This is a genomic window from Nonomuraea zeae (assembly GCF_005889725.1).
Taxonomy (GTDB): Bacteria; Actinomycetota; Actinomycetes; order Streptosporangiales; family Streptosporangiaceae; genus Nonomuraea; species Nonomuraea zeae.
This window is the reverse complement of sequence record NZ_VCKX01000175.1, coordinates 1-25,974: the sequence shown is the minus strand read 5'-3', so window position 1 is coordinate 25,974 and position 25,974 is coordinate 1. Positions and strand designations below refer to the sequence as shown.

Below are 25,974 nucleotides of genomic sequence, written 5' to 3'. Positions count from 1 at the left end.
GGGGGAGGAGTCTGGTGTGTTACAGAGACAGGGGCGGGGCAGGGATGCGGGCAGCTTGAGCCCCGTCTTGCCGAACCATTTGTTCAGCAACCGCGTGGCCGTCCCGTCCCGCCACATGTCGGCGATGGCCTGGTTGACGGCCTCGCAGGTGGCCGTGTCGCCCTTCTTGATCCCGACGCCCCACTTCTCGTCGGTGATCGGATCGTTCAGCAGCTTGAACTGGCCGGGCTCCGCCTGCGCGTATCCGGCCAGCGTCACGTTCTCGGTGCTCACCGCGTCGAGCTGCCCGATGCGGAGCTTGCGTACGCAGTCGGAGTAGTTCTTTGCGGGCACCAGCACCGCCGGGATGCCCAGCTTGCCGTCCGGCGGCGGGTCCACGATCCGCCGGTACGAGTTGGAGCCCTCGGCCTGGCAGATCCGCTTGCCCCGCAGGTCGGCCGTCTTGGTGATGCGGAACTCGTCGGCCCGCACCATCGTGTCCTGCTGGACGATCACGTACGGACCCCCGAACGTCACCTTCGGCTTGCGCGCCTTCGTGATCGAGTAGGAGGCGAAGATGAGGTCCACGGTGCCGTTCTGGAGCAGCGCCTCGCGGGTCGAGGATGGCGACTCCCGCCAGGTGATCCGCACGGGCTCGCCCTCCGCGAGCCGGTTCACGACGTAGCGGGCGACGTCCACGTCGAACCCCTGCGGATCGCCGTCGCCCGTCTTCAACCCCAGGCTCGGCTGGTCCCACTTGGTGCCGACGACGACGTCCTCGGCGCCCCTGATCTTGCCCACGACGGTGCTGTACGAGCCCCCGTCGCCACACGCGGCCAATCCCATGGCCATGGCGACCGCGAAAGTCACGTACGCCCGTCGCATCCACGCCCTCCCCGTTTCTCCGCCGATAAGAGGAGTTTGCTGGGCAGAGATCGCGTAGGAGGCGGTCTGCGGGCGGTTCTCACCGAGAAGTGGGGGCTTCTTGGGGCTTTACGGAGAGCACGTCCCCCCGCGCGTCACGCCGCAAAGTCCGGGCCCGTGGGATGGACAGGTGTTAATCGCATGGCGGAAATAACACGGTGATGAATATGCAGCCGATGTTAAACCAGCATTACCGATGTGTAATCGCATATTGTCTGAGGCTGATGGGCCTTCCCGGCGTGATGTCAGTTCGCTGAATAGCGGGCTCCGGGATTCAGCGGCGCAAAGAAGCTCTCGGCACGCGCGGCAATCGCCCGTGAGAGGCCCGCCGGGCGGCCTCGTAAAAGCAGGAACGGCGGTGGTGCGCAGTCCGCGCACCACCGCCGTCCGACATTCGCGGCGACAGCCGTCATTCCATGGTGGCGACGGCCCCCCTGCCGGGACCGCCGGTGCCGCCCGTGCCGATCGCCGAAGGTGGCGCGATCGGGCCCGCGGCGGACTTGCGGCTGCGGCGGCTACGCCGTTCGAGCCAGGTGGCGAGGTAGCCGAGCGCCAGGTTGATCACCACGTAGAACAGCGCCAGCACGATGGCGCTCGGGATGAGGTTGCCGTAGTTGACGGCGAACTGCTTGAGCCCGACGTTCAGCAGGTCCTCGTACGCGATGATCCAGCCGAGCGCGGTGTCCTTCAGCAGCACCACCATCTGGCTGACGATCGCCGGCATCATCGCGGTGGTCGCCTGGGGAACCAGCACCAGCCGCATCACCTCGGACTTGCGCAGCCCGATGGAGTAGGCGGCCTCGGACTGACCCCTCGGCACGGCCAGGATGCCCGCACGGAAGATCTCGGCCAGCACCGACCCGTTGTACAGCGTCAGGCCGATGACCACCGCCCAGAACGCCGGCACGCTGACCGTGTAACCGCTCAGCGTGGCCGGTCCGGCCTGCACGAAGTAGATGAGGATCAGCAGCGGGATGGCCCGGAAGAACTCCACGACCGCGCCGCAGAACCGGCGGATCACCGTGTGGTCGGAGAGCCGGCCGAGGCCGAACAGCACACCGAAGATCAGCGCGAAGACCGCGGCCACCAGCGCGGCCTGGAGGGTGCCGATCAGGCCCGGGATGATGAACCCGGTCCAGGTGTCGCCACGCAGGAACGGCTCCCACTTGGCGGCGTCGAGCTGGTCCCGCTCGCCCAGCGTCGAGATCACCAGATAGGCGATCAGGAGCAGGAGGGCGACGGACAGCAGGGTCAGCGCGTTGTTGCGCAGCCGCGCCCGCGGCCCGGGGGCGTCGAACAGAACGCTGGTCGCCTTGCTCATCGGGCCACCGCCAGTCGCTTGGCCAGCCAGCCGAAGAGGAAGCCGGTTGGGAGGGTCAGCACCATGTAGCCGAAGGCGAATCCGAGGAAGATGGGGATCGTACCGCCGTAGTCGTCGAACATCTGCTTCATCTGGGCCGCCGCGTCGAGATAGCTCGCCACGGTGACGATCGTGGTGTTCTTGGCGAGGGCGATCAGGATGCTGCCCAGCGGGGCGATGACCGACCGGAACGCCTGCGGCAGCACGATCAGCCGCAGCGACTGGATGAAGGTCAGCCCGATGGCCCTGGCCGCCTCGGCCTGCCCGACGGCGACGGTGTTGATCCCGGAGCGCAGCGCCTCGCAGACGAACGTCGCGGTGTAGGCCGACAGACCGGCCACCGCCCACCAGAAGTAGTTGGTGGCGGGGTCTTCGCTGAAGGTCAGCCGCATCGTGTCGCTGAGCCCGAGCGCGCAGAGGATCAGCACCAACGTCAGGGGGGTGTTGCGGACGACGTTGACATAGGCGGTGCCGGCCCAGCGCAGCACCGGTGTCGGTGCCACCCGCATGGAGACCAGGATCGTCCCGAGGATCAGGGCGAAGAAGGCGCTGGCGAGCGTCAGCCGGATCGTCGCCCAGAACCCCAGAAGAATCTTGTCCAGGTCCTGTACCAGCGGAGAGAAGTCAAAAAGGGTAGAGGTGTCCATGACATTCCTCGTTGGAAGAACTCGCCGGCGAGTCTGGGCGACTCACCGGCGAGTGATCGGGGCTGGACGGGGGATCAGGCGCAGCCCTCCGCGGCCGGCGCCGCGGTCTCGACCTTCAGGCCCGTGCCGGCGAAGTGCTTCTCCAGCAGCTTGGCCGCGGTGCCGTCGGACCACATCTGGCCCACGATCTTGTTGATCTCGTTGCAGGTCTCGAGGTCACCCTTCTTGATGCCGATGCCGTACTTCTCGTCGGTGAACGGCGCACCGGCCACCTTGACGCCCGTGCCCTCGCGCTTGGCGAAGCCGGCGAGGATCGTGTCGTCGGTGGTCACCACGTCGACCGCGCTGGTCTTGAGCTTCTGGATGCACTCGTCGTAGCCGCCCGCGGGCACCAGGGTCGCCTCGACCTTGAGGCTCTGCTTGTTGGTGCCCTCGGTGATGTTCTTCCACGAGTTGGAGCCGCTGACCTGGCAGACCTTCTTGCCCTTGAGGGTGTCGAGGCTCGTGATCGAGCTGTCGTCGGCCCGGATGAGGGAGTCCTGGTGCGCCAGGTAGTAGGGGCCGGCGAAGGTGACCTGCGGCTTGCGGGCGTCGGTGATCGAGTAGGTCGCGATCACCAGGTCGACCTGGCCCTGCTTGAGGAAGCTCTCCCGGTTGGCGGAACGGGCTTCCTTGAACTCGATCCCGCTCTCCGGCACTCCCAGCTTGCCGGCGATGTATTTGGCGACGTCCACGTCGAAGCCCTCGACGGTGCCGTCAGGCTTCTTCAGGCCCAGGCCAGGCTGGTCGTACTTAACGCCGACGACGAGCTTCTTGTCGTCCTTGGCCTTCTGCAACACGGTGGTCGCGCCACCGCCGCCGCAGGCGGCGAGACCGGTGACCATGGCACCGGCGGCGAAGAGGGCAACGCCCATGCGACGGATCTGCATCGTCCTACCTCGGCTCTCTCAATGCGTCAGAATCTTAGAAAGGAAATCCTTGGCCCTGTCGGTCTGGGGGGATCCGAAGAAGGCGTCGGGGGTGTTCTCCTCCACGATCTGGCCGTCCGCCATGAACACGACTCTGTTCGCGGCTCTGCGGGCGAAGCCCATCTCGTGGGTGACGACCATCATGGTCATCCCGTCGCGGGCCAGCCCGATCATGACGTCCAGGACCTCCTGGACCATTTCCGGGTCCAGTGCCGAGGTCGGCTCGTCGAAGAGGATCATCTTCGGGTCCATCGCCAGTGCCCGGGCGATGGCGACCCGCTGCTGCTGACCACCGGAGAGCTGGGCCGGATATTTGTCCGCCTGCGCGGCGATGCCGACGCGTTCGAGCAACTCCATGGCCCGCTGGTCGGCGGCTTGACGAGCCTGCCCCCGGACCTTTACCGGGCCGAGGGTCACATTCTCGCGGATGGTCTTGTGCGCGAACAGATTGAACGACTGGAAGACCATGCCGACATCGGCCCGAAGCTTGGCCAAAGCTTTACCTTCTTGCGGCAGCTCCTGACCGTCGAAAACGATTGTCCCGCCGTCGATAGTCTCCAACCGGTTGACGGCCCGGCAGAGCGTGGACTTGCCTCCGCCCGAAGGGCCGATAACGACCAGAACCTCACCACGGGAGACGGTCAGGTTTATGTCCTTCAGGACGTGCAGCGTCCCAAAGTGTTTGTTGACGTTCTCCAACCGTACGAGTGGAGCGCCGTTACCGTTCTCCGTCATGCGTCAAACCGTAGAGGTCTCCAGGGCGCTGGTCACTAACCAAGCGGTACCGATCCGATCACATCGTGCCACCAAGCTGGCCTTTTAGACCCCTACGGGCCGTCGCGAGCCCGGCAAGGACTACCCTTGAACGTGCCATGACTGTGACCCAGGAGGGCGCCCGCACATACGAAGTGCGCACATATGGGTGCCAAATGAACGTCCACGACTCTGAGCGGCTGTCGGGCCTGCTGGAGGACGCCGGCTACGTGCCCGCCCCCGACGGCGAGAGCGCCGACGTGGTCGTGTTCAACACGTGCGCCGTGCGGGAAAACGCTGACAACCGCCTCTACGGCAACCTCGGCCATCTCAGGCCCGCCAAGATGAGCAATCCGCGCATGCAGATCGCCGTGGGCGGCTGCCTGGCGCAGAAGGACCAGGGCGAGATCGTCCGCAAGGCGCCGTGGGTCGACGTGGTGTTCGGCACCCACAACATCGGCTCGCTGCCGGTGCTGCTGGAGCGGGCCCGCATCGAGGGCGAGGCGCAGGTCGAGCTCAAGGAGTCGCTCGAGGTCTTCCCCTCGACGCTGCCCACCAAGCGCGAGTCCGCCTACGCCGCCTGGGTGGCGATCTCGGTCGGCTGCAACAACACGTGCACCTTCTGCATCGTGCCGTCGCTGCGCGGCAAGGAGAAGGACCGCCGTCCAGGCGACGTGCTCGCCGAGGTCCAGACGCTGGTCAACCAGGGGGTCCTGGAGGTCACCCTGCTCGGCCAGAACGTCAACACCTACGGCGTGGAGTTCGGCGACCGGCTGGCCTTCGGCAAGCTGCTGCGCTCGTGCGGCTCGATCGAGGGCCTGGAGCGGGTCCGGTTCACCTCGCCCCACCCGGCCGCGTTCACCGACGACGTGATCGCCGCGATGGCCGAGACGCCCAACGTGATGCACCAGCTCCACATGCCCCTGCAGTCGGGCTCCGACCAGGTGCTGCGCGCGATGCGCCGCTCCTACCGGGCCGAGCGCTACCTCGGGATCATCGAACGCGTGCGTGCCGCCATGCCGGACGCCGCGATCTCGACCGACATCATCGTCGGCTTCCCCGGGGAGACCGAGGAGGACTTCCAGGCCACGCTCGACGTGGTCCGGCAGAGCCGCTTCGCCAACGCCTTCACCTTCCAGTACTCCATCAGGCCCGGCACGCCGGCGGCCACGATGGAGGGCCAGATCCCCAAGGAGGTCGTCCAGGAGCGCTACGAGCGCCTGGTCGCCCTGCAGGAGGAGATCTCCTGGGAGGAGAACAAGAAGCAGGTCGGGCGCACGCTCGAAGTGCTGGTGGCCGAGGGCGAGGGCCGCAAGGACGACGCGACCCGGCGGCTGTCGGGGCGTGCCGCGGACAACCGGCTGGTCCACTTCGCGGTGGGCGATGAGACGCCGCGGCCCGGGGACATGGTGACGGTCGAGGTGACGTACGCGGCTCCGCACCACCTGGTGGCCGACGGGGCGGCGCACCCGGTCCGGCGTACCAGGGCGGGCGACGCCTGGGAGTCCCGGCAGGCGGCACCGGCCGCGGGGTCCGGGGTCCTGCTGGGCATGCCCACCATCGGCCGCCCGGCGGTCACTTCCCCCGCCACCCCCTCGGGCGCCTGCTCGGCGTCCTGAGGACCGCCGCAGACGATCGGCCGGCCGCGCGCTGAGCGCCCGCGGCCGGCCGTCCGCGTTCTGAGAGGCCGCCGGCCGGCCGCGTTCTGAGAGCGGGCGGCCGGTGCGCTGGCGCGGCCCTTCGCGCGCGGCCCCTCAGCCACGGCCCTTCGCGCGCGGCCCCTCAGCCACGGCCCTTCATGCGCGGCCCTTCAGCGCGGCCCTTCATGTGCGGGCCTCCGTGCGTGGGCCTTCGTGGGTGGGCCTTCGTGCGTGGGCCCTCCGCGCGGCGTCCCCATCCCGTGGAGTGGCGGACGGGTCACCTCGTGAGGCGCTCCAGGAAGCTGTAGCAGGGCGCGCGGCGGAAGTCGTGGAACGTAGCGCACGGATCCGCCCCGCCGCGTGCGGGCGGCGGCGCGAGCGTGCGCCGGTCCGGCTGCGGCGCGGGCCGTGGCGCCGGCTGCTCCTCGGGCGGTGCCTGCGGCGGCGCTTGCGGCGCGGGCGATCCCACCAGCTTGGGTACGCCCGGCCGCCTGCGCCGGGGTGCGGCCGAGCGGGCCGGCACGGGCGTGGGCGGAGCCAGGGCGGACGGCCCGGAGCCGGAGGACGGCGGCAGACCCCCGGCCGGATAGAGGTCGGACGGCAACGCCTGGACCGGGTCCTCCAGCGGTGGCACGGCCTGGACCCAGGGGAGCGGCAGCGGGCCGGAGACGGCGGCGGACTCGGCCGGCGAGAGGTTGCGCGGAGCCCCCGAGGGCGCCGGGAACAGCAGGGCCGGGGAGGCCGTCAGAGGCGTGGACGGCGGCCACGAAGGCGGCGAGGGCGAATGCGATCTTGGGGAAAGCGGGGATTCCTGATCGAATTCGGCGGAGCTTTGCCGGGCTGGTTCGGAAGTTTGGCTGAATGCCAGGAAAATTCCCACGATCGCGGTGACGAGTACCCCGGCGGCTCCGGCCACGGGTGCCAGGCGGGCGCGGCTACCTGGGCAAATGGATCTAAGGGGGGACAAGTCGTGATTCCTTTGTGATTGGTGTGCGAGCATTCCACTGTTGCGGCTAGTGTGGTCCATCACCCGCGGAAGCCGGTGAGCTTTCCCCGATACGACCGCAGGAGCTGTACCGCTATGCAAGATCCGATGGAGCCGGATCGTCAGGAGATCCTTTCCGGACCGGGCGATGTCCGGATGGCGTCGAGGGCGAACTCGAGGGCCGAGGATCGCAAGAGGAAGAAGACCAGGACCCTCGTCATCGCCGCCTCGGTGTTGGTCGCGGTGCTCGCCGCGGGCGGTGTCGGCTACGTGCTGGCCGCGAACCCCGGCGCGACCACGCAGCAGAGCAGCGGCGGCCCCTCGCCCGCGCAGAGCAGCGGCGGGGACGATCAACTCCAGGGAGACGACGACGCCGCCATGGGCGACGTCAAAACCGACGCCCCCGACGACGGCGGCCTGTCCACCGATCCTCCCGAGGACGGCAGCATGGGCGACGCGGTCACCGACGACCCGGGCGAGGGGAGCGGCGAGCCGGCCGACACCGGTTCGACGGGCACCGACTCCTCCAAGAAGACCCCCTCGTCGGGCAACGGGTCGAAGCCGGCCACGAAGTCCCCGGTCAAGCCGTCGCAGGCGCCCGCGGGCGACACCCCGGCGGACGGCCCGGCGGGCGAGGTGCTCGGACAGTGCTCCAAGGCCGGTTGCTGAGCAGGTAGAAGCCGGCTTCGGAACGGTGCTTCAGGGCCGGCTGCTGAGCGGGTGGAAGCCGCCAGGGCGTCGCGTGCCGGATGGTGAAGTGGCTCGTCGTTTGTGGCCGGTATTGGACCTTCGGCGAGTGCCACTCCCGTCCGTAGGGTCGGTGGCATGACGACTGACAAGGCGTCCGCGCTGCGGGCGCTGCACGTGCCCGGCACCCCGCTGGTCCTGCCCAACGTCTGGGACGCCGCCTCCGCGCGCGCCGTGCGGGAGGCCGGCTTCCCCGTGGTCGCCACCGGCAGCGCCGCGGTGTCCCGCGTCCTGGGATACGACGACGGCGAGGCCACGCCGGTCGGAGAGATGATGGCGGCCATCGCCCGGGTGGCCAGGGCCGTGGACGTGCCCGTCACCGCCGACGTCGAGCGCGGCTACCGGCTCAAGCCCGCCGAGCTCGTGGAACGCCTGCTCGCCACCGGCGCGGTGGGCTGCAACCTGGAGGACTCCGTCCCCGGCGCCGGCGAGATGGTCGGCCGGGAGGCTCAGGCCGAGTTCCTCGCCGAGGTGCGGGCCGCGGCGGGCGACGAGCTGGTGATCAACGCCAGGATCGACGTCTACCTCCGCGGGCCGGGCTCGCCCGTGGAAGCCCACGAGGAGGCCGTCGAGCGCGGGCGGAGCTACCTGGAGGCGGGAGCCGACTCCCTCTACCCGATCGGGCTGGCGGACGAGGACGCGATCCAGGCGCTGACCGCCGAGCTGGGCGGGCCGGTGAACATCCTGTTCCGGCCGGGCACACCGTCACTCGGGCGGCTGGCCGAGCTGGGGGTGGCCAGGATCAGCTTCGGCGGCGGTCTGCACCAGGCGGCGCACGCCTACGCCCAGGGGCTGTTCGCCAAGGTCAGGGAAGGGCACAGCCCGTACTGAGCGCGCGCCGATCGCCCGCCCTGCCGCGGGCAGGGTCAGGTCGTCGCCGCCGGGGGCCTCCACGTACGCTTGCGCTCGTGCTCGTCGCCGCGGCCGTCTGCCCGCCCACCCCGCTGATCGTGCCCGCGCTGCACGACCTCCGCTCCGCCTGCCACACCGCGATCGAGGCGCTCCACGCGGCGCGGCCCGACGTCCTGATCGTGGTGGGCGGCGCCGAGACCGCGGGCACGTACGACGGCGGGTCGGCCGGCACCCTGCGCCCGTGGGGGCTGGACGTCACGACCGGCCACGGCGAGCCGGTCCTGCCGCTGTCGCTGACGGTCGGCCGCTGGCTGCTGGGCGAGCACGCCCCGAGCGGCCTGCGTTCCGTGGCCTTCGACGCCACGAGCGAGGAGTGCCGGGCGACGGGGGCGGCGCTGGGCGAGGCGGGGGAGCGGGTGGCGCTGCTGGTCATGGCCGACGGCTCGGCGTGCCTCAGCCCTGGAGCGCCCGGCCGCTACGACGAAGCGGCCAAGCCCTGCAACGCCATGATCGCGAACGCCATCGCCGACGCCGACGCCGCCGCGCTGGGCGGGCTCGACCCCGTGGAGGCCGACCGGCTGTGGGTGAGCGGCCGGGCCGCACTCCAGGTCCTGGCGGGCGCGGCCACCCCGAACCCGGCGCTGGAGGGCCGGTTGCTCATGGAGACGGCCCCCTACGGGGTGGGCTATCTCGCCGGGCTGTGGGCCTGACGCCGTGGCACCGGGATCTTCATCAGGTCGCGGGCCAGCACGACCTCCCCGTCGAAGCTGCGCCGCACCTCCTCGACGAACGCCGGCTCGTCGGCGAAGCCGTACCGCTCGGAGAAGTGCGTGAGCACCAGCCTGCGCACCCCCGCGTCCGCCGCCACCAGCCCCGCCTCGAACGCCGTCAGATGCCCGTATTCCTTGGCCAGCCCGCCCTCCTGCGACAGGAACGTGGCCTCGATCACCAGCAGGTCGGCCCCCGAGGCCAGCTCGAAGACGGAGTCGCAGAGCCGGGTGTCCATGACGAACGCCACGCTCTGGCCGGGCCGCGGCTCGCTGCACTCGGCGAGCGTGACGCCGCGCACGGAGCCCGTACGCTGCAGCTCGCTCACCTCGGGACCTTTGATGCCGTGCGTGGCCAGCTTGCCGGGCAGCATGCGGCGGCCGGCCGGCTCCTGGACGCGGTAGCCGTACGACTCGACGGGGTGGGACAGGCGGCGGGCGATCAGCGGGCCGACGCCGGCCAGCCCGCCCGAGACGGGATGCTCGGAGATGACGGACGTGTCGGCGAACGCGGCCGCGTGGCGGAGCCGGCGCCAGTAGACCTCGCCCGAGGCGGGGAACACCGCCCGCACCGGATGCCGGACCTTGTCGCGGGCGACGCGCTGGACGATGCCCGGCACCCCCAGGCAGTGGTCGCCGTGGAAGTGCGTGAGGCAGAGCCAGTGGACGTCGTGCGCGCTCACCCCGGCGTGCAGCATCTGCCGCTGTGTGCCCTCACCTGGGTCGAAAAGGAAGCCTTGACCGTCCCAGCGCAGAAGATAGCCGTTGTGGTTACGGTGTCGGGTAGGAACCGCGCTGGAAGTGCCCAGCACCACGAGCTCACGTGAGGACATGATGGCCGCCGCTATAGCTGACACGGTCGCGTTCGCCGAGGTGCCGACGCCGGTCGGCCCGTTCGTGCTCGCCGTCACCGACGCCGGGCTCGTCGCGTCGGGCTGGGGCTCCCAGGCGCGGCTGGCCGAGCGGCTCGGTCTGGCTGAAGTCCATGATGCGGATCGTACGGCCTTCGCGGTCGCGGAGCTCAACGCTTATTTCGCCGGCGACCTGAAGACCTTCGAGACGCCCGTCGACTGGCGGCTCATGTCCGGCTCACGGCTGCGGGTGCTGCAGGCCCTGCACCGGATCCCCTACGGCACCGCCGTCACCTACGGCGAGCTGGCCGCGCTCAGCGGCTCCAGCGTGCCCGCGCGCGGGATCGGGTCGATCATGGGCTCCAACCCGATCCCGATCATCGTGCCCTGCCACCGCGTGATCGCGGCGGGCAACGGCCTGGGCGGTTTCAGCGGCGGCGAGGGCGTCGAGACCAAGCGCTGGCTGCTGACCCACGAGGGGTACCTGCAGCCGACACTCCTCGACCTCTAGCAGACTTGTCGGCGTGCGCCAGCAGCCAGTGATCGCCGTCGTGGGTCCCACGGCGGCCGGAAAATCCGATCTCGCCGTGGACATCGCCCTCCGCCTGGGGGGTGAGTGCGTCAACGCCGACTCCATGCAGCTCTATCGCGGCATGGACATCGGCACGGCCAAGCTGACCCCGGCCGAGCAGCGCGGCGTGCCGCACCACCTGCTGGACGTCTGGGACGTCACGGTCACCGCCAGCGTGGCCGAGTACCAGCGGCTGGCCAGGGCCGTCATCGACGCCGTCGAGGTGCCGGTGCTGGTCGGCGGCAGCGGCCTGTACGTGCGGGCGGCCATCGACGAGCTGGAGTTCCCCGGCACCGACCCGGAGATCAGGGCCAGGCTGGAGTCCGAGCTGGCCGAGCGCGGCCCGGCCCCCCTGTACGAGCGCCTGCGCGAGCAGGATCCGGCCGCGGCGGCGGCCATCCTGCCGAGCAACGGCCGGCGCATCGTGCGCGCCCTGGAGGTGATCGAGCACTCGGGCCGCCCGTTCTCGGCCACCATGCCGTCCTACGACGCCGTCTACCCCAGCGTGCAGATCGGCCTCGACGTGCCCAGGCCGGAGCTGGACGAGCGGATCGCGGTCAGGGTCGAGCGGATGTGGGCGGCGGGCCTGGTCGACGAGGTGCGCACCCTGCTCGGGAAAGGGCTGGCCGAGGGGCGGACGGCGGGCCGCGCGCTCGGGTACGCCCAGGTCATCCGCTTCCTGGAGGGGGAGTGGAGCGAGGAGCAGGCGATCGAGGAGACCGTACGCACCACCAGGCGCTTCGCCCGCCGCCAGGAGTCGTGGTTCCGCCGCGATCCGAGGGTGTGCTGGCTGCCGTACGACGCCCCCGACCTGCTTGAGAGATCCCTCGCGCGAATCACCGGACAGGCTTGCGCATAAACTCCTACAATGCGCTTTCTCAAGGGGCACGGCACCGAGAACGATTTCATCATCCTTCCTGATCTCGACGACGACGCGGACCTATCCGCCGCGTTCGTCGCGAAAATCTGCGACAGGAGATCCGGAATCGGGGCCGACGGGGTGCTCCGGGTGGCTCGCACCAAGCAGAGCCAGGAGGTGGCGCACCACGCGCAGAGCGCCGAGTGGTTCATGGACTACCGCAACGCCGACGGCGGCGTGGCCGAGATGTGCGGCAACGGCGTGCGCGTGTTCGCCCGCTACCTGATCGACGCCGGGCTGACGGAGGCCGCGGAGTTCTCGGTTGCGACCAGGGGCGGCGTGCGCAAGGTGCGCGTCGAGCCGAACGGCGACATCACCGTGGACATGGGCAAGCCCGTCGTGCACGGGGAGAGCGTGGCCAGCGTCGGCGGCCAGGAGTACACCGGGCTGCACGTCGACATGGGCAACCCGCATCTGGCCTGCGCCATCGGCGACCCCGTCGTCCAGCTCGACCTCAACCACCAGCCCGGTTTCGACACCGGGGTCTTCCCCACCGGCGTCAACATCGAGCTGTTCAACCCGGTCGGCACGAGCCGCGCGGTCATGCGCGTCTTCGAGCGCGGCTCCGGCGAGACCCGCTCCTGCGGCACCGGCGCGGTGGCCACGGCGGTCGCCGCCGCCCACCTGTCGGGTGACACCACCGGCACCTGGACGGTCGAGGTGGTCGGCGGCACGCTGACCGTCATCCTCGAGGCCGACACGAGCTATCTCTCCGGCCCCGCGGTCATCGTGGCCAGCGGCGAACTGATGCTTGCAGAATGATGTTCTCCTGAGGCATGCTGAGTCCACTCCGCGAACCGAGGAGTGGACATGGCTGACCCACGCAGCACCGCCGTGCAGGTCAAGGCGCCGATCGGCCAGCTCGGCGGCGGATTCATGATCTCCAGAGAGGCCAAGGCCCTCTGCGAGGAGCTGGGCCTCGGCGCCCGCGAGCTCTACTTCAGGGGCCGCTGCGGGGTGCTCGGCGAGTGCGACGCCGACGTGGTCACCTCCGTCGCCGTCTTCTTCCCCGCGCAGCACGTCGAGGACAACTGGAACGGCGGCCGGAAACTGCCCGTCGAGCGGGCCGTCGAGCTCTACGCGGAGGCGTGCCGGGCCTGGGGCAGGCGCAAGCTGGGCGGCTACGACGGCTGCGCCAGGATCGCCGAGCTGCTCCAGCCGGTCGTCGAACAGGCCGCGTCCACCGGCGCCCCGCTGTTCGCCGGCTGGCGGGCGGTCCCGCTGGCCGACGATCCGCCCGCGCGGGCCGCCCAGCTCCTGCACGTCGTACGCGAGCTGCGCGGCGGCCTGCACGCCAGCGCCGTGATCGCGGCCGGCCTGCACCCGCTGGAGGCCACGCTCGCGACCAGTCACGACGCGACCCCGTTCGGGCTGGCGGCCGGAGAGATGATCGCGAAATTCTTCACGTGGCCCGAGCCCTACGCCAAGCCCGCGCCCGACATAGTGGCTCGTCGGGCGGCGGTGGAAGAGACGACCGACGATCTTATGACACCGGTATTTTCGGTCCTCAACGACCGCGAATCGGACGAGCTGATCGAGCTTCTGCGTTTTGGGCACGGTCATTGACCTGGCAGACTGACTGCCCATGGACGTGGACATCTGGGCCTGGGTCGGCGAAACCCAGCAGCAGCTTTCTGAGGCGGGCAACGTTGGCCTCGCCATGGCGCTGGGAGACCTCCCTGCACAGGCCTATGAGGGCCGATATCCGCAGCTCGACGTCATGGCCCCGGCCATCGCCCAGCAGGCCGAGACCTTGGAGCTGCCCTGGCTCGAGTTCTACGCCCGCTACTGGCACCTGATCGGCCGCATCGGTGATCGGGCGCAGGGCGCGGTCGCGATCGACGACGCTCAGCAGCTGCTGGTGTTCGCCCAGCGCGAAGACGTCCGCGACTGCCCGGCCACCCCGGCCGCGGTCGAAGCGCTGGCCATCGCGTGGGCCAACACCGACGGTCCCGGCTACGCGGGTGACCGGCTGGAGACGCTGGGCACCCACATCGAGGCCACCAGCCCCGAGCGCCCGGCCTTCACCGGGCTCGTCACCCAATACGTCGCGGCGCTCATCGACGCGGGCAAGGCCGGCGAGGCCGTGTCCTACGCCGAGTCCGCGGTCGAGCGGCTGCGCACGGCGGGCCGCGAGGCGAGCTGGGAGCTGGGCGCGGAGAGCGCCCGCGCGCTGCTGGCCGCCGGCCGCGCCGAAGAGGCGCTCGACGCGCTGCAGGCCGCCGCCGGGTTCCAGGCCGACGACCCGGTGGCCAAGGAGCACCGCGACGGCGTGCGCAGGGCCCTGATCCTGGCCACCCTCGGCCGCATCGCCGAGGCCGTGGACGCGCTGCCCGACCTCGACGTGGTCGGCGAGCACCCGCGCGTGTTCGTCGAGTGGTCCCACGCGGTCAGCAAGCTGGCCGGCTCCTCCCAGATCACCAACACCTGGCAGCTCGGCCGCGTGCTGCGCCAGTGGATGGACTACTTCGGCATGATGGGCGGCTACCGCGCCCGCGTCGAGCTCGCCCTGATCGCCGGCGACCTGGCCATCGGCCGGCAGGGCGTCTGGCAGGCCAGGCTGCTCGCCGACCTGGCCGAGTCCGGCGCCGCCGAGCTGCGTGACAGCGGCGACCTCACCGAGCGCATCGCCGCCCTGCGCGCCGCCGCCGACGCGGCCACCGAGCCCGAGGCCCCCGGCGCGCCGGAGGAGCGGGTCGGCCTCTTCGACGCCGCCGACGGCTTCAACGCCGACCCGGAGAAGTGGGTCGGCTGGCTGGCCCCGCTGTCCGGCCAGGACATCGAGACCACCCGCCGCCACACCACCACGCTGGGCTTCCTCGGCTACCCGGCGACCGGCGCCGACATCTACTGGAAGCTGCTGGTCGACCCGGGCGACATCGCCTCCGCCGACCCCGACGACGTGGCCTACCTGACCACGCTGCTCATCGACGCCCGCCAGGACGAGCGGCTGGAGCAGATGGCCGCGCTCCTCCCGCACGCCGCCCAGCACCTCACGCTGGCCCGGCTGCACAGCGCCCGCGAGCGCTGGCAGGAGACGGTCGAGGCGGCCGAGCACGCCGTCGCGGCCGGGGCCGGGGTCGACGCCCGCCGCCTGCTGTCCGGCGCCGCCCAGCAGCTCGACGCGAACGGCAGGGGCGCCGAGGTGCTCCTGGAGGTGCTCGACGAGCTCACCGACGAGGACGTCTGGCGCATGGTCGTCATGGCCACCTCCGCCGAAGACTGGGACACCGTGCGCAAGGGCGCGGCCAAGATCGGCATGCCGATCAAGTCCAAGGAAGGCCCGATCGAGGAGGAGATGGGCCTGATCAGGCTCATCCTGCCCGCGCCCGACGGCGGCCAGCGCCAGATCCTGTCGATCCGCACGGGCCCCGCCACCGCCAGGCTGGCCCTGCCGCAGCCGCGCGGCATGGACTACAACGCCGGCGACCTGGTGGTGTTCGACCCGCAGCTGCTGGAGCCGGTCCCCGACGACCCCCAGGAGCAACAGAACTTCGTGCCGCCGTTCGCCGCGGTCCGGATCCTCCGGCCCGGCGGCTACACCAGCTACTTCTTCGACGGCGCCGCGCCGAGCGAGTCGGACTGGGCGGAGTTCACCGAGGTCATGGCCGAGCGCGGCTGGCCGATGTGGGTCTACAGCGACGAAAACTACACCGTCAACCACCCGACCAGCGGCGAGTCCCTGCCGGGCGTGTTCGGCTGGGTCGCGGTGCCGCCGGACGTGTCGCCCTCCGAGGTCGACGCCCTGCTCGACGACGCCACCGAGCGGTGGGTGCACCCGCTGGCCTGGCTCGACCTGGCGCGCGAGATCGACGTCGAGGTCGAGCGGCACGAGCGGATCGTCAAGGAATACGGGCTCTAGCATGCTGGAGCGCTTCGGCCTCGAGGGCAAGGTGGCCATCGTCACCGGTGCCTCCTCGGGGCTGGGCGTCGCCTTCGCCCGCGGCTTCGCGGAGGCCGGCGCCGATGTCGTGATCGGCGCCCGGCGCGCGGACCGGCTGGAGGAGACGCGGCGGCTGGTCGAGGAGACCGGCCGCCGGTGCCTGGCGGTGCAGACCGACGTGGCGCGGCCGGAAGACTGCGACGCGCTGGTGGCCGCGGCCGTCGAGGCCATGGGTGGCGTGGACGTGCTGATCAACAACGCCGGCGTCGGCGCCGCCGTGCCCGCGCTGCGCGAGACGCCCGAGGAGTTCCGCCAGGTCGTCGAGGTCAACCTGCACGGCACCTGCTGGATGGCGCAGGCGTGCGCGCGGGTGATGCGGCCGGGCTCGTCGATCGTCAACGTCGGCAGCGTGCTCGGCGCGACCACGGCCGGGCTGCCGCAGGCCGCCTACAGCGCGTCCAAGGCGGCGGTGGTGGGGCTGACCCGCGATCTCGCCCAGCAGTGGACCGGGCGGCGCGGCATCAGGGTCAACTGCCTGGTGCCCGGGTTCTTCCTGTCGGAGATGACCGAGCAGTACAAACCGGGTTACGTGGAGCAGGTCGTGGAGTCCCGGGTGGTGATGAAGCGGCCGGGCGATCCGGCGGAGCTGGTGGCCGCGGCCGTGTTCCTGGCCGGGGACGCGGCCTCGTACATCACCGGGGTGGCGCTTCCGGTGGACGGCGGGGTCCTGCTCACCTGACCCTGTGGGGGCCTGTGCATCTGGCCACTGCGGGTCCTGGCTCCGGCGAGGGGTCTGCTCACCCAGCTCAGGCGGGCACGGGCCTGCGGGTCTGGCTCACTTCAGCAGGTCGTGCTGGGCGGCGAGGAAGCCGGCGTGGAAGCGGGTCCGCGCGCCCAGCCGCTCGCACAGCACCTGGACCCGGCGCTGCACCGTGCGCGGGCTGAGCCCGAGCTGCCTGGCGATGGCGTCGTCCTTCATGCCGGCCGCCAGCAGGGCCAGCACCTCCGTGTCCGGGGTCTGCGGCCACACCTCGGGCTCCAGAATGTCCTCCGGCGTCAGATGGAGCGGCACGGCCGCCCGCCACAACGTCTCGAACAGGCCCACCAGCGCGTCGAGCAGCGCGGACGGATGCACCACGAGGGCGCTCTCCACGGCTCTGTCGTCGTCGGAGACCAGGGGCAGGATCGCGGTGCGGGCGTCGGCCACGGCCAGCTTGACCGGCACCTGGCCGAGCCGGGCCTGCTCGCCGTCGGCCACGGCGCGGCGGGTGTGGGCCAGCATGCCGGGATGCTCGAAGGCCAGCGGGCTGTAGATCCCGCGGGTGGGCGCTCCCTGGCGGGCCGCCCGCTGCCGGTTCTCGTGATCGTCGCTGACGTCCACCGCGTACGGCGGGTGCACCAGCACGAGCATCTCCTCGGTGGCGTTGCGTTCGAGCTGGAGATAGCGGCGGGCCACGGCGTCGCGCCCGGTCACCACCTCCAGCACCTCCTCCGGATGCGGTCCGTTGCGCTCGGCGACCTCGGTGGCCAGCAGCGCGGCGGCGGCCCTGCTGTGCGTGATCTCCTCCTGGCGGCGCGCGACCAGGATGTCGATCGCGACGTTGGGCGGGGTGGCGACCAGCCGCAGCGGCCGGCCCGCGACCCGGGAGATCAGCCCGAGGTCCTCCAGCCTGGGCAGCATGCGCCGGATGGCGGCGGCCGACGAGCCGGTCTCGGCGGCCAGCTCGTTCAGCGTCGCGGGCCCGTGTCTGAGCAGCGCACGGTAGGCCGTCTCCTCGGCGACGGTGACACCGAGACCCTCAAGTAAGCGCCGCTGCGCCATGTCACCTCTTCTCTGACGTGCCATGATCCGGGATCAGCGTATGGCGGCCCGAGTCCGGCGGTCCACCACGGTACGGGGACCGGATCCGCGGCTCTTGTTCGGAGGTGCGCTGCGCTTTATCGTCGTTGCGTAGTCCGGTACGTGTTGCGTATTAGGAAACAAGCGGAGGCGTCATGAGCCGGCCCCGTCTGGTGATCATTGGAGCGGGGATCGTGGGCTGTGCTCTCGCCGACGAGCTCACCGAGCGCGGCTGGACCGACGTCACGGTGGTCGACCAGGGGCCGCTCTTCGCGGCCGGCGGATCCAGCTCGCACGCCCCCGGCCTGGTCTTCCAGACGAACCCGTCCAAGACGATGACCGAGTTCGCCGCCTACACCGTGCGGAAGTACCGCGAGCTAGGGGAGCGCTGCTTCCGGCAGGTCGGCGGGCTGGAGGTGGCCACCACGCCGGATCGCTGGGCCGACCTGCACCGCAAGGCCGGCTGGGCCGAGTCGTGGGGCGTCGAGGCGCGGCTCGTCGACGCGGAGGCCAGCGCCCGGATGTGGCCGCTGCTCGACAGGGACAAGGTGCTCGGCGGCTTCCACGTGCCGGGCGACGGGCTGGCGGCGGCGGTCGCCTGCGGTCAGGCCCAGGCGGAGCGGGCCATGGAGCGCGGGGCCAGGTTCCTGGCGCGGCACGCGGTGGTGGGCGTCGAGCAGCGGGGCGGCCGGGTCACCGGCGTCGCCGTCCGCACCTCGGGGGAGTACCGGACGATCCCGGCCGACGTGGTGGTCTGCGCGGCGGGCTTCTGGGGCCCCTCGATCGGGAAGCTGGCCGGGCTGACCGTGCCGCTGCTCCCGCTGGCCCACCAGTACGCCAAGTCGGGCCCCCTGGCGCCCCAGCCCGACGGCCCCATACTCCGCCACCAGGACCGCGACCTCTACTTCAGGCAGCACGGCGACCGGATCGGCATCGGCTCGTACGCGCACAGGCCCATGCCGGTCACCCAGGAGGAGATCGGCCCCAAGGGCACCACCATGCCGTCGGTGCAGGCGTTCACCGAGGAGGACTTCGACCCGGCCTGGCGGGACGCGGTCGAGCTGCTGCCAGCGCTGGCCGAGACCAAGTACGCCGACGGGATCAACGGGATCTTCTCCTTCACGCCGGACGGGTTCCCGCTGATCGGCGAGGCGCCGCACCTGGACGGGTTCTGGCTGGCCGAGGCCGTCTGGGTGACGCACTCGGCCGGGGTCGCGCGGGCGCTGGCGGAGGTGCTCGTGGACGGGCGTTCCGGGATCGACCTGCACGAGTGCGAGCTCAGCCGGTTCGAGGCGGTGCAGCTCGCGCCCGCGTTCGTCGAGGAGCGCGGCCGGCAGAACTTCGTCGAGGTCTACGACATCATCCACCCGCTGCAGCCGATGGAGTCGCCGCGGCCGTTGCGGACGAGCCCGTTCTACGCCCGCCAGCAGGAGCTGGGGGCGTTCTTCCTGGAGGCGGCGGGGTGGGAGCGGCCGCACTGGTTCGAGGCGAACGTGCTGCTGCTGGAGGAGCACGTACGGCGGGGCCGGACCGACTCCGCGGACACGGCGGTCGAGCCGTTACTCGGCGCCGCCCAGCGGGACGAGTGGGCCGCCCGCTACTGGTCCCCCGTCGCCGCCGCCGAGTCGGACGCGACCAGGGAGCGGGTGGCGCTCTACGACATGACCCCGCTCAAGCGGATCGAGGTCAGCGGGCCGGGCGCGGCGGCGTTCCTGCAGCGGATGACCACGAACAACGTCGACAAGAAGCCCGGCTCCGTCACCTACACGCTGCTGCTGGACATCAAGGGCGGCATCCGCTCCGACCTGACGGTGGCGCGGCTGGCGGAGGACAGGTTCCAGGTCGGGGCGAACGGCAACCTGGACCTCGACTGGCTGACCCGGCACGCGCCGGGCGGCGTGCGGGTGAACGACCTGACGCCGGGCACCTGCTGCGTGGGCGTGTGGGGGCCGCTGGCCAGGGAGCTGGTGCAGGGGCTCACCGACCTGGACATGTCGCACGAGGGTTTCCGCTATTTCACCTGTAAATCTGGGTATGTCGGGCAGGTGCCGGTGCTCGCGATGCGGGTCTCCTACGTGGGGGAGCTGGGCTGGGAGCTCTACACCACCGCGGACATGGGGCTCAAGCTCTGGGACACGCTCTGGTCCCGGGGGACGGCGACCGCGGGCGGGCGGGCCGCCTTCAACAGCCTGCGGCTGGAGAAGGGCTACCGGCTCTGGGGCGTGGACATGACGACCGAGCACAACCCGTACGAGGCGGGGCTGGCCTTCGCCGTCAAGGCGGACAAGGACTTCTACGGCCACGACGCCCTGCCGGCCTCGCCGTCCGACATCGGCCGCAAGCTGGTGCCGCTGCTCAGCGCGGAGGTGGTGATGGGCAAGGAGCCGGTACGGCATGACGGCCGTACGGTCGGGTACGTCACCAGCGCCGCCTACGGCCACACCATCCGCCGCCCCATCGCGTACGCCTGGCTGCCGATCGAGCTCGCCGCGCCCGGGACGCATGTCGACATTTCCTACTTCGGCCGCCGCGTGCCCGCGGAGGTCGCCGCCGAGCCGCTGTTCGACCCCGGGATGGAGAAGATCAGGCGTTGACCCACCCCGACTTCCTCTGGCGCAACCCCGACCCGAAGCCGGCCTACGACGTCGTCATCGTGGGCGGCGGCGGCCACGGGCTGGCCACCGCCTACTACCTGGCCAGGAACCACGGCCTGCGCAACGTCGCCGTCCTGGAGCGGGGCTGGCTGGCCGGCGGCAACATGGCGCGCAACACCACGATCATCCGCTCCAACTACCTGTGGGACGAGAGCGCCGCGATCTACGAGCACTCGCTGAAGCTGTGGGAGGGGCTGAGCGAGGAGCTCGGCTACGACCTGCAGTTCAGCCAGCGCGGCGTGCTCAACCTGGCGCACAACCTGAGCGACGTGCGCGAGGGCCGCAGGAGGGTCAACGCGAACCGGCTCAACGGCGTGGACGCCGAATGGCTCGACGCGGACGAGGTCAGGAAGTTCTGCCCCGTCGTCAACGTCTCGGAGGGCGCCCGGTATCCGGTCATGGGCGCCACGCTGCAGCGGCGCGGCGGCATCGCCAAGCACGACCACGTGGCGTGGGCGCTGGCCAGGGCAGCGGACGCGTACGGCGTGGATCTCATCCAGGGGTGCGAGGTCACCGGGTTCGAGCTCACCGGCGGCCGGGTGACGGCGGTGCGGACCTCGCTCGGCCGGATCGCGGCGGGGAAGGTGGCGCTGGCCGCGGCCGGGCACACCTCCGTGCTGGCCGAACAGGCCGGGATCCGGCTTCCGCTGCAGTCGCACCCGCTCCAGGCGCTGGTCTCGGAGCTGCTGGAGCCGGTGCTCGACTGCGTGGTCATGTCGAACGCCGTCCACGTGTACGTGAGCCAGGCCCACAAGGGGGAGCTGGTCATGGGGGCGGGCATCGACGCCTACAACTCCTACGGGCAGCGCGGCGGCGTGCACGTCATCGAGGCGCAGATGGCGGCGGCGCTGGAGCTGTTCCCGATCTTCAGCCGGGTCCGGGTGCTGCGCACCTGGGCCGGCATCGTGGACGTCTGCCCGGACGCCTCGCCGATCATCGGCACGACGCCGGTGGAGGGCTTCTACATCAACGCGGGCTGGGGGACCGGCGGCTTCAAGGCCACGCCGGGCTCCGGCTGGGTGTACGCCCACACGATCGCCGAAGGGTCGCCGCATCCGCTGGCGGAGCCGTTCGCACTGGACAGGTTCACCACCGGCGCGCTCATCGACGAGCACGGCGCGGCGGCGGTGGCGCACTGATGCTGCTGATCGACTGCCCCTGCTGCGGGCCCCGCGACGAGAACGAGTTCCACAACGGCGGCCAGGCCGGGATCGCCTACCCCGCCGCCCCCGCAGAGCTCTCCGACGAGCAGTGGGCCGAGTACGTCTTCCTGCGCGACAACCCCAAGGGCTGGTTCCGCGAGCGCTGGTTCCACGTGCACGGCTGCCGGACCTGGTTCTCCGTCGAGCGGCACACCGTCACCCACGAGATCAGGCCCGTGAGACCGGAAAGGGCGCCATGAGGTTCACGTTCGACGGCCGTCCGCTCCAGGGCGAGCCGGGCGACACGCTGGCCGCCGCGCTGCTGCGCAACGGCGTGCGGGTGGTGGGCCGCAGCGTGGAGCTCGGCCGCCCGCGCGGCGTCTTCACCGCCGGTCCCGAGGAGCCCAACGCCCTGGTGCGCGTCGGCGCGGACCCGATGCTGGCGGCCACCACCGTGGAGCTGTACGACGGGCTGGAGGCGTGGAGCCTGCGCGGCAAGGGCCGGGTCGATCCGGCGGCGGGCGACGACCGGCGCTGCGACAAGGGCTACCTGCACTGCGACGTGCTGGTGGTCGGCGGCGGTCCCGCCGGGCTGGCCGCCACGGTCGCGGCCGGGCGGTCGGGAGCGCGGGTGATCCTCGTGGACGACCAGCCCGAGCTGGGCGGCGACCTGCTGAACAGCCGGCTCCTGCTGGACGGCGCGCCCGCGCTGGAGTGGGTGCGGGCGCTGGAGCTGCCCGCGCGGGTGCTCACCAGGACCACGGCGGCCGGTTTCTACGACCACGGCTACGTGGTGGCGGTGGAGCGCCGGGCCGGAGGCGAGCGGCTGTGGCACATCAGGGCGGGACGGGTGGTGCTGGCGACGGGGGCGCACGAGCGCTCGCTCGCCTTCCCCGGCAACGACCGGCCGGGCGTCATGCTGGCCTCGGCCGCGCGTGCCTACGCCAACCGGTACGGGGTGCTGCCCGGCCGGCGGGCGGTCGTGTTCGCGTGCGCGGACTCGGGCTACGAGGCGGCCCGCGATCTCGCGGCGGCCGGGGTGGACGTGGCCGCCGTCGTGGACCCGCGTCCCGAGGGGCTCGCGGCGGGCGGCATCGAGGTGCTGGCCGGCCGGACGGTGACCGGCACCGCGGGCGACGAGGACGGCGTGCTCACCGGCGTGCTGGTCGGCGACCGGCTGATCGAGGCCGACCTGCTGGCCGTCGCGGGCGGCTGGAACCCGGCGGTGGAGCTGTTCAGCCAGTCGCAGGGGCGGGTGCGGTTCGACGAGGAGCTGAGCGCGTTCGTGCCGGGCACGTCGGCGCAGAACGAGCGCTCGGCGGGGGCCTGCCGGGGTCTGTACGGCACCCGCCAGGCCATCGAGGACGGCTACGCCGCCGGGGCGGAGCGCGTCTCCGGAAGGGCGGCCGGGCCGGAGGCGGACGGCGGGCTCGACGGGTTGCGGGTGCCGGAGTGCGACGAGCGGCCCCAGCGACCGCCCGCGGCCCTCTGGCTCGTCGGAGCACCCGGCGCGACGGGAGAGCCGGCCTTCGTGGACCTGCACCGCGACGTCACCGTGGCCGACCTGGCCAGGGCGACCGGGACCGGGATGCGCTCGGTCGAGCACGTCAAGCGCTACACCACCGCGGGCACCGGGGCCGACCAGGGCAAGACCTCGGGCGCGGTCGTCGTGGGCGTCATGTCCGCCCTCCTCGGCGCGGGGCCCGGCCGGATCGGCACCACGACGTTCCGGCCGCCGTACGTGCCGGTGTCCTTCGCCACCCTCGCCGGACGCGACCGCGGCGCGCTGTCCGACCCGGTCAGGACCACCGCCATGCACGACGCCCACGTGGCGCGCGGGGCGGTGTTCGAGGACGTCGGCCAGTGGAAGCGCCCGTGGTACTTCCCCGAGGGCGGCGAGCCGATGGAGGCGGCCGTGCTGCGCGAGTGCCGCGCGGCCAGGACCGCCGTCGCGGCGATGGACGCCTCCACCCTCGGCAAGATCGACATCCGGGGCGCGGACGCGGGCGAGTTCCTGGACCGGATCTACACGAACATGTACTCCACCCTGGCCGTCGGCGCCTGCCGGTACGGCCTGATGTGCACGGCGGACGGGATGGTGTTCGACGACGGCACCACGACCAGGCTCGCCGACGACCACTTCCTGATGACGACCACCACGGGCAACGCGGCAGCGGTGCTCGACTGGCTGGAGGAGTGGCGGCAGACGGAGTGGCCCGGCCTGGACGTGTCGTTCACGTCGGTGACCGACCACTGGGCGACGGTCGCCGTCGCCGGACCGCGCGCCAGGGAGGTCATCGCCGTGATCGCGCCTGAGGCGGTGGACCTGGCCTTCATGCGGTACGCGGCCACGGACGTGCTCGGCGTCGAAGGCCGGGTGTTCCGGATCAGCTTCTCCGGCGAGCTGGCCTACGAGGTCAACGTGCCCTGGCGGTACGGCAGGGCGCTGTGGGAAGCGGTCCTGGACCTCGGGGCGGTGCCGTACGGGACCGAGACCATGCACGTGCTGCGCGCCGAGAAGGGCTTCGCGATCGTCGGCCAGGAGACCGACGGCACGGTGACCCCGCAGGACCTCGGGATGTCGTGGATCGTCTCCAAGCGCAAGCCGGACTTCGTCGGCAAGCGCTCCCACGCCCGCGCGGACACCGCGCGGCCGGATCGCAAGCGCCTGGTCGGCCTGCTGGCCGACGACCCGGAGGCGCTCGTCGAGGAGGGGGCTCAGCTGATCGCGGGCGCGCACTCCGGCGGCGGCCCGGTGCCCATGCTCGGGCACGTGACCAGCAGTTACGCCAGCGCCGCCCTCGGCCGCACGTTCAGCCTCGCGCTGGCCAAAGACGTCGTGCCGGGCGACCGGCTGACGGCGGTGGCCGGGGGCGCCCGGCACGCGGTGACCGTCGTGGACCCCGTGTTCTACGACCCGGACAACGCCCGCCGCGACGGCGAGCCCCTGACGGCCGTGCCCGAGCCGTACCGGGGCGACTGCCGGGCGGAGAGCCCAGCCGCCGCCTTCGCCGCCCGCTTCGAGGCCGTGAGCACCCCGTACGCCCGGCTGCGGGAGGTCCCGTTCGTGCCCATGTGGGAGGTCCGGGGGGCCGACCCGGGGGTGGGCCTGCGGCTGGGCCCCGGCTGGTGGTTCGTGGCCGGGAGTCACGAACCCGGGCCGGGCTGGGTGGACGTGTCGGGACAGCGGACGATCCTGGAGCTCTCCGGCCCGTCCGCCGGCGACGTCCTGATCACCGGCTGCCCCATCGACCTGCACCCGTCGGTCTTCCCCGGCCACGCCCAGACGCTGCTGGGCAAGACCTCGGTGCTGCTGGAGCGGCGGGACGGTGACGCCTACCGGATCTACGTCAGGTCCTCGTTCACCAGATATCTAGCAGAGTGGCTGATTGACGCGATCATGGCGTTATAAGACCAAATTTGGGCACTTGCTATACCTAGACTTTGCAAAACACCGAGGTCTGGGAGTACACGTGCGGGTTCGGGCGTTCATGGCCGGTCTGGCCACCATCACGATGTTGACCGGCTGTGGCGGCCTCGAAGCGCAGTCCGCGGGCCCCAAGTCCTCGAAGCCGGACACGGCCTCGGTGTCGGACGCCCGCAAGAAGCTGGCCAAACTCGCCGTCAAGGGCCGGGCCCCGAAGACCGGCTTCGACCGTGACGAGTTCGGCCCGGCATGGTCGGACGTGGACCACAACGGGTGCGACACCCGCAACGACATACTCAAGCGCGACCTGGAGAACGAGAAGTTCAAGTCGGGCACCCACGACTGCATCGTGCTGAGCGGCACGCTCAAGGACCCGTACAGCGGCAAGACGATCGAGTTCAAGCGCGGCCAGAGCACCAGCACGGACGTCCAGATCGATCACCTGATCCCGCTGTCGGACGCCTGGCAGAAGGGCGCGCAGCAGTGGTCGGCGACCAAGCGCAAGGAGTTCGCCAACGACCCGCTGAACCTGCTGGCCGTGGACGGCCCGCTGAACGGCCAGAAGAGCGACTCGGACGCCGCCACCTGGCTCCCGCCGCGCAAGGCGTACAGGTGCACGTACATCGCCCGCCAGATCGACGTGAAGGCGAAGTACGACGTGTGGCTGACCTCGGCCGAGAAGGACGCCATGAAGACCATCCTCGACGACTGCTGACCGCCCGCACGGGGTCGCATCCGCGGCCGCCCGAGCCCAGGCACGAAGACGCCGGCCCACCGCGTGGCGGGCCGGCGTCTTTCGCGTGACCGGATCAGTCGTCGCTGCCGTCATCGTCCTTGTCGGCCTGCTCCTTCTCGCTCTTGGTGACCTTGCCCGAGGTCGCGTCCACGTCCACCTCGTGCCGCTCCGTGCCCTTGACCAGCTCCAGCTCCCAGGTGTCCGCCTGCTGGCCGCGGCTGTCGTGGTCGAGCTCGCTGACCCAGGCCCCGGGGACCTGCTTCTGCGCGATCTGGATGGCCTGCTCGGCCGTGACCTTGGGGGCGGCCGGAGGGGCGGCCGTGGTGGTG

24 protein-coding genes are annotated in these 25,974 nt (G+C 71.3%); 15 read left to right on the top strand and 9 right to left on the bottom strand.

All coding sequences use genetic code 11. The features are described 5' to 3' along the window. The 5 genes from ETD85_RS40030 to ETD85_RS40010 all read right to left on the bottom strand — a co-directional run. Positions 1-864: glutamate ABC transporter substrate-binding protein (locus tag ETD85_RS40030; protein WP_138695047.1), on the bottom strand; the 864-nt coding region annotated here is incomplete at its 3' end. Between the two features lie 448 nt (positions 865-1,312). Continuing rightward, the gene (locus ETD85_RS40025) at positions 1,313-2,224 is read right to left on the bottom strand and encodes an amino acid ABC transporter permease (RefSeq protein WP_138695046.1); all 912 of its coding nucleotides are present in this window, start codon (positions 2,222-2,224) and stop codon (positions 1,313-1,315) included. After that, positions 2,221-2,910, bottom strand: coding sequence for an amino acid ABC transporter permease (locus ETD85_RS40020; protein ID WP_138695045.1), 690 nt, complete (start codon positions 2,908-2,910; stop codon positions 2,221-2,223). The genes ETD85_RS40025 and ETD85_RS40020 overlap by 4 nt, the downstream gene beginning before the upstream one ends. A 74-nt stretch (positions 2,911-2,984) precedes the next feature. Beyond that, positions 2,985-3,824, bottom strand: coding sequence for a glutamate ABC transporter substrate-binding protein (locus ETD85_RS40015; protein ID WP_240779739.1), 840 nt, complete (start codon positions 3,822-3,824; stop codon positions 2,985-2,987). Positions 3,825-3,857: 33 nt separating this feature from the next. After that, complete coding sequence (locus ETD85_RS40010) at positions 3,858-4,613, bottom strand: amino acid ABC transporter ATP-binding protein (RefSeq protein ID WP_138695043.1); 756 nt, start codon at positions 4,611-4,613, stop codon at positions 3,858-3,860. A 137-nt stretch (positions 4,614-4,750) separates the two neighbouring features. Here ETD85_RS40010 and miaB point away from each other — a divergent pair, with 137 nt between their 5' ends. Beyond that, a complete protein-coding gene (gene miaB, locus ETD85_RS40005; RefSeq protein WP_138695042.1) occupies positions 4,751-6,250 on the top strand; it encodes a tRNA (N6-isopentenyl adenosine(37)-C2)-methylthiotransferase MiaB in 1,500 nt (499 codons plus the stop codon). Positions 6,251-6,548: 298 nt separating this feature from the next. On the opposite strand, the gene ETD85_RS40000 is transcribed toward miaB, so the two are convergent. After that, the gene (locus ETD85_RS40000; protein ID WP_138695041.1) at positions 6,549-6,905 is read right to left on the bottom strand and encodes a hypothetical protein; all 357 of its coding nucleotides are present in this window, start codon (positions 6,903-6,905) and stop codon (positions 6,549-6,551) included. 459 nt (positions 6,906-7,364) lie between these two features. On the opposite strand from ETD85_RS40000, the gene ETD85_RS39995 reads away from it, so the two are divergent. From ETD85_RS39995 to ETD85_RS39985, 3 genes are all read left to right on the top strand, one after another. Further along, positions 7,365-7,925 (top strand): hypothetical protein, encoded by a 561-nt coding sequence (locus ETD85_RS39995; RefSeq protein WP_138695040.1) that lies wholly within the window; start codon positions 7,365-7,367, stop codon positions 7,923-7,925. A 156-nt stretch (positions 7,926-8,081) separates the two neighbouring features. Then, a complete protein-coding gene (locus tag ETD85_RS39990; RefSeq protein WP_138695039.1) occupies positions 8,082-8,834 on the top strand; it encodes an isocitrate lyase/PEP mutase family protein in 753 nt (250 codons plus the stop codon). A gap of 77 nt (positions 8,835-8,911) precedes the next feature. Further along, positions 8,912-9,565, top strand: a complete 654-nt coding sequence (locus tag ETD85_RS39985) for a class III extradiol ring-cleavage dioxygenase family protein (RefSeq protein WP_138695038.1) — start codon at positions 8,912-8,914, stop codon at positions 9,563-9,565. Here the strand turns inward: ETD85_RS39985 and ETD85_RS39980 are convergent. Beyond that, positions 9,541-10,455 (bottom strand): ribonuclease Z, encoded by a 915-nt coding sequence (locus ETD85_RS39980; RefSeq protein WP_138695037.1) that lies wholly within the window; start codon positions 10,453-10,455, stop codon positions 9,541-9,543. The genes ETD85_RS39985 and ETD85_RS39980 overlap by 25 nt on opposite strands. On the opposite strand from ETD85_RS39980, the gene ETD85_RS39975 reads away from it, so the two are divergent. From ETD85_RS39975 to ETD85_RS39950, 6 genes are read left to right on the top strand one after another with little or no spacing between them, the layout of a single operon-like run. Then, entirely contained in the window at positions 10,424-10,984 is a 561-nt protein-coding gene (locus ETD85_RS39975; RefSeq protein WP_240779738.1) for a methylated-DNA--[protein]-cysteine S-methyltransferase, read from the top strand. The two genes, ETD85_RS39980 and ETD85_RS39975, sit on opposite strands and share 32 nt — an antisense overlap. Before the next feature lie 13 nt (positions 10,985-10,997). Beyond that, positions 10,998-11,903, top strand: a complete 906-nt coding sequence (gene miaA, locus ETD85_RS39970; protein WP_138695035.1) for a tRNA (adenosine(37)-N6)-dimethylallyltransferase MiaA — start codon at positions 10,998-11,000, stop codon at positions 11,901-11,903. Positions 11,904-11,912: 9 nt separating this feature from the next. Beyond that, positions 11,913-12,725, top strand: a complete 813-nt coding sequence (gene dapF, locus ETD85_RS39965) for a diaminopimelate epimerase (protein ID WP_138695034.1) — start codon at positions 11,913-11,915, stop codon at positions 12,723-12,725. A gap of 48 nt (positions 12,726-12,773) precedes the next feature. Then, positions 12,774-13,529, top strand: a complete 756-nt coding sequence (locus ETD85_RS39960) for an SCO6745 family protein (RefSeq protein WP_240779737.1) — start codon at positions 12,774-12,776, stop codon at positions 13,527-13,529. A 19-nt stretch (positions 13,530-13,548) separates the two neighbouring features. After that, positions 13,549-15,825 carry a tetratricopeptide repeat protein gene (locus ETD85_RS39955; protein ID WP_138695033.1) on the top strand — a complete coding sequence of 759 codons (2,277 nt, stop codon included), beginning with the start codon at positions 13,549-13,551 and terminating at the stop codon, positions 15,823-15,825. Position 15,826: 1 nt separating this feature from the next. Beyond that, positions 15,827-16,585, top strand: a complete 759-nt coding sequence (locus ETD85_RS39950) for an SDR family NAD(P)-dependent oxidoreductase (protein ID WP_138695032.1) — start codon at positions 15,827-15,829, stop codon at positions 16,583-16,585. A 96-nt stretch (positions 16,586-16,681) separates the two neighbouring features. Here ETD85_RS39950 and ETD85_RS39945 read toward each other — a convergent pair whose 3' ends face one another. After that, positions 16,682-17,668 carry a helix-turn-helix transcriptional regulator gene (locus ETD85_RS39945; RefSeq protein ID WP_138695031.1) on the bottom strand — a complete coding sequence of 329 codons (987 nt, stop codon included), beginning with the start codon at positions 17,666-17,668 and terminating at the stop codon, positions 16,682-16,684. A 173-nt stretch (positions 17,669-17,841) separates the two neighbouring features. On the opposite strand from ETD85_RS39945, the gene ETD85_RS39940 reads away from it, so the two are divergent. The 5 genes from ETD85_RS39940 (at position 17,842) to ETD85_RS39920 (ending at position 25,624) form a co-directional block, all read left to right on the top strand. After that, positions 17,842-20,280: a GcvT family protein gene (locus ETD85_RS39940; protein ID WP_138695030.1), complete on the top strand. Its 2,439-nt coding sequence runs from the start codon at positions 17,842-17,844 to the stop codon at positions 20,278-20,280. Further along, positions 20,277-21,479 (top strand): sarcosine oxidase subunit beta family protein, encoded by a 1,203-nt coding sequence (locus tag ETD85_RS39935; protein ID WP_138695029.1) that lies wholly within the window; start codon positions 20,277-20,279, stop codon positions 21,477-21,479. Before ETD85_RS39940 ends, ETD85_RS39935 begins: the two co-directional genes overlap by 4 nt. Next, entirely contained in the window at positions 21,479-21,742 is a 264-nt protein-coding gene (locus ETD85_RS39930; protein ID WP_138695028.1) for a sarcosine oxidase subunit delta, read from the top strand. The genes ETD85_RS39935 and ETD85_RS39930 overlap by 1 nt, the downstream gene beginning before the upstream one ends. Further along, positions 21,739-24,894 carry a 2Fe-2S iron-sulfur cluster-binding protein gene (locus ETD85_RS39925; protein ID WP_138695027.1) on the top strand — a complete coding sequence of 1,052 codons (3,156 nt, stop codon included), beginning with the start codon at positions 21,739-21,741 and terminating at the stop codon, positions 24,892-24,894. Before ETD85_RS39930 ends, ETD85_RS39925 begins: the two co-directional genes overlap by 4 nt. Positions 24,895-24,955: 61 nt before the next feature. Further along, positions 24,956-25,624 carry an HNH endonuclease family protein gene (locus tag ETD85_RS39920; protein ID WP_240779736.1) on the top strand — a complete coding sequence of 223 codons (669 nt, stop codon included), beginning with the start codon at positions 24,956-24,958 and terminating at the stop codon, positions 25,622-25,624. A 94-nt stretch (positions 25,625-25,718) separates the two neighbouring features. Here ETD85_RS39920 and ETD85_RS39915 read toward each other — a convergent pair. Beyond that, a partial coding sequence (locus ETD85_RS39915) for a PepSY domain-containing protein (protein ID WP_138695026.1) occupies positions 25,719-25,974 on the bottom strand: 256 nt, incomplete at its 5' end.

What these genes read in the sequence shown, in the direction of transcription:
- ETD85_RS39980 (WP_138695037.1), bottom strand. Translation starts at nt 10,455, where the DNA reads ATGTCCTCACGTGAGCTCGTGGTGCTGGGCACTTCCAGCGCGGTTCCT.
- ETD85_RS39990 (WP_138695039.1), top strand. Translation starts at nt 8,082, where the DNA reads ATGACGACTGACAAGGCGTCCGCGCTGCGGGCGCTGCACGTGCCCGGC.
- ETD85_RS39930 (WP_138695028.1), top strand. Translation starts at nt 21,479, where the DNA reads ATGCTGCTGATCGACTGCCCCTGCTGCGGGCCCCGCGACGAGAACGAG.
- ETD85_RS39955 (WP_138695033.1), top strand. Translation starts at nt 13,549, where the DNA reads ATGGACGTGGACATCTGGGCCTGGGTCGGCGAAACCCAGCAGCAGCTT.
- ETD85_RS40010 (WP_138695043.1), bottom strand. Translation starts at nt 4,613, where the DNA reads ATGACGGAGAACGGTAACGGCGCTCCACTCGTACGGTTGGAGAACGTC.
- ETD85_RS40025 (WP_138695046.1), bottom strand. Translation starts at nt 2,224, where the DNA reads ATGAGCAAGGCGACCAGCGTTCTGTTCGACGCCCCCGGGCCGCGGGCG.
- ETD85_RS39950 (WP_138695032.1), top strand. Translation starts at nt 15,827, where the DNA reads ATGCTGGAGCGCTTCGGCCTCGAGGGCAAGGTGGCCATCGTCACCGGT.
- ETD85_RS39995 (WP_138695040.1), top strand. Translation starts at nt 7,365, where the DNA reads ATGGAGCCGGATCGTCAGGAGATCCTTTCCGGACCGGGCGATGTCCGG.
- ETD85_RS39940 (WP_138695030.1), top strand. Translation starts at nt 17,842, where the DNA reads ATGAGCCGGCCCCGTCTGGTGATCATTGGAGCGGGGATCGTGGGCTGT.
- miaB (WP_138695042.1), top strand. Translation starts at nt 4,751, where the DNA reads ATGACTGTGACCCAGGAGGGCGCCCGCACATACGAAGTGCGCACATAT.
- ETD85_RS40020 (WP_138695045.1), bottom strand. Translation starts at nt 2,910, where the DNA reads ATGGACACCTCTACCCTTTTTGACTTCTCTCCGCTGGTACAGGACCTG.
- dapF (WP_138695034.1), top strand. Translation starts at nt 11,913, where the DNA reads ATGCGCTTTCTCAAGGGGCACGGCACCGAGAACGATTTCATCATCCTT.
- ETD85_RS39960 (WP_240779737.1), top strand. Translation starts at nt 12,774, where the DNA reads ATGGCTGACCCACGCAGCACCGCCGTGCAGGTCAAGGCGCCGATCGGC.
- ETD85_RS39925 (WP_138695027.1), top strand. Translation starts at nt 21,739, where the DNA reads ATGAGGTTCACGTTCGACGGCCGTCCGCTCCAGGGCGAGCCGGGCGAC.
- ETD85_RS40015 (WP_240779739.1), bottom strand. Translation starts at nt 3,824, where the DNA reads ATGGGCGTTGCCCTCTTCGCCGCCGGTGCCATGGTCACCGGTCTCGCC.
- ETD85_RS39945 (WP_138695031.1), bottom strand. Translation starts at nt 17,668, where the DNA reads ATGGCGCAGCGGCGCTTACTTGAGGGTCTCGGTGTCACCGTCGCCGAG.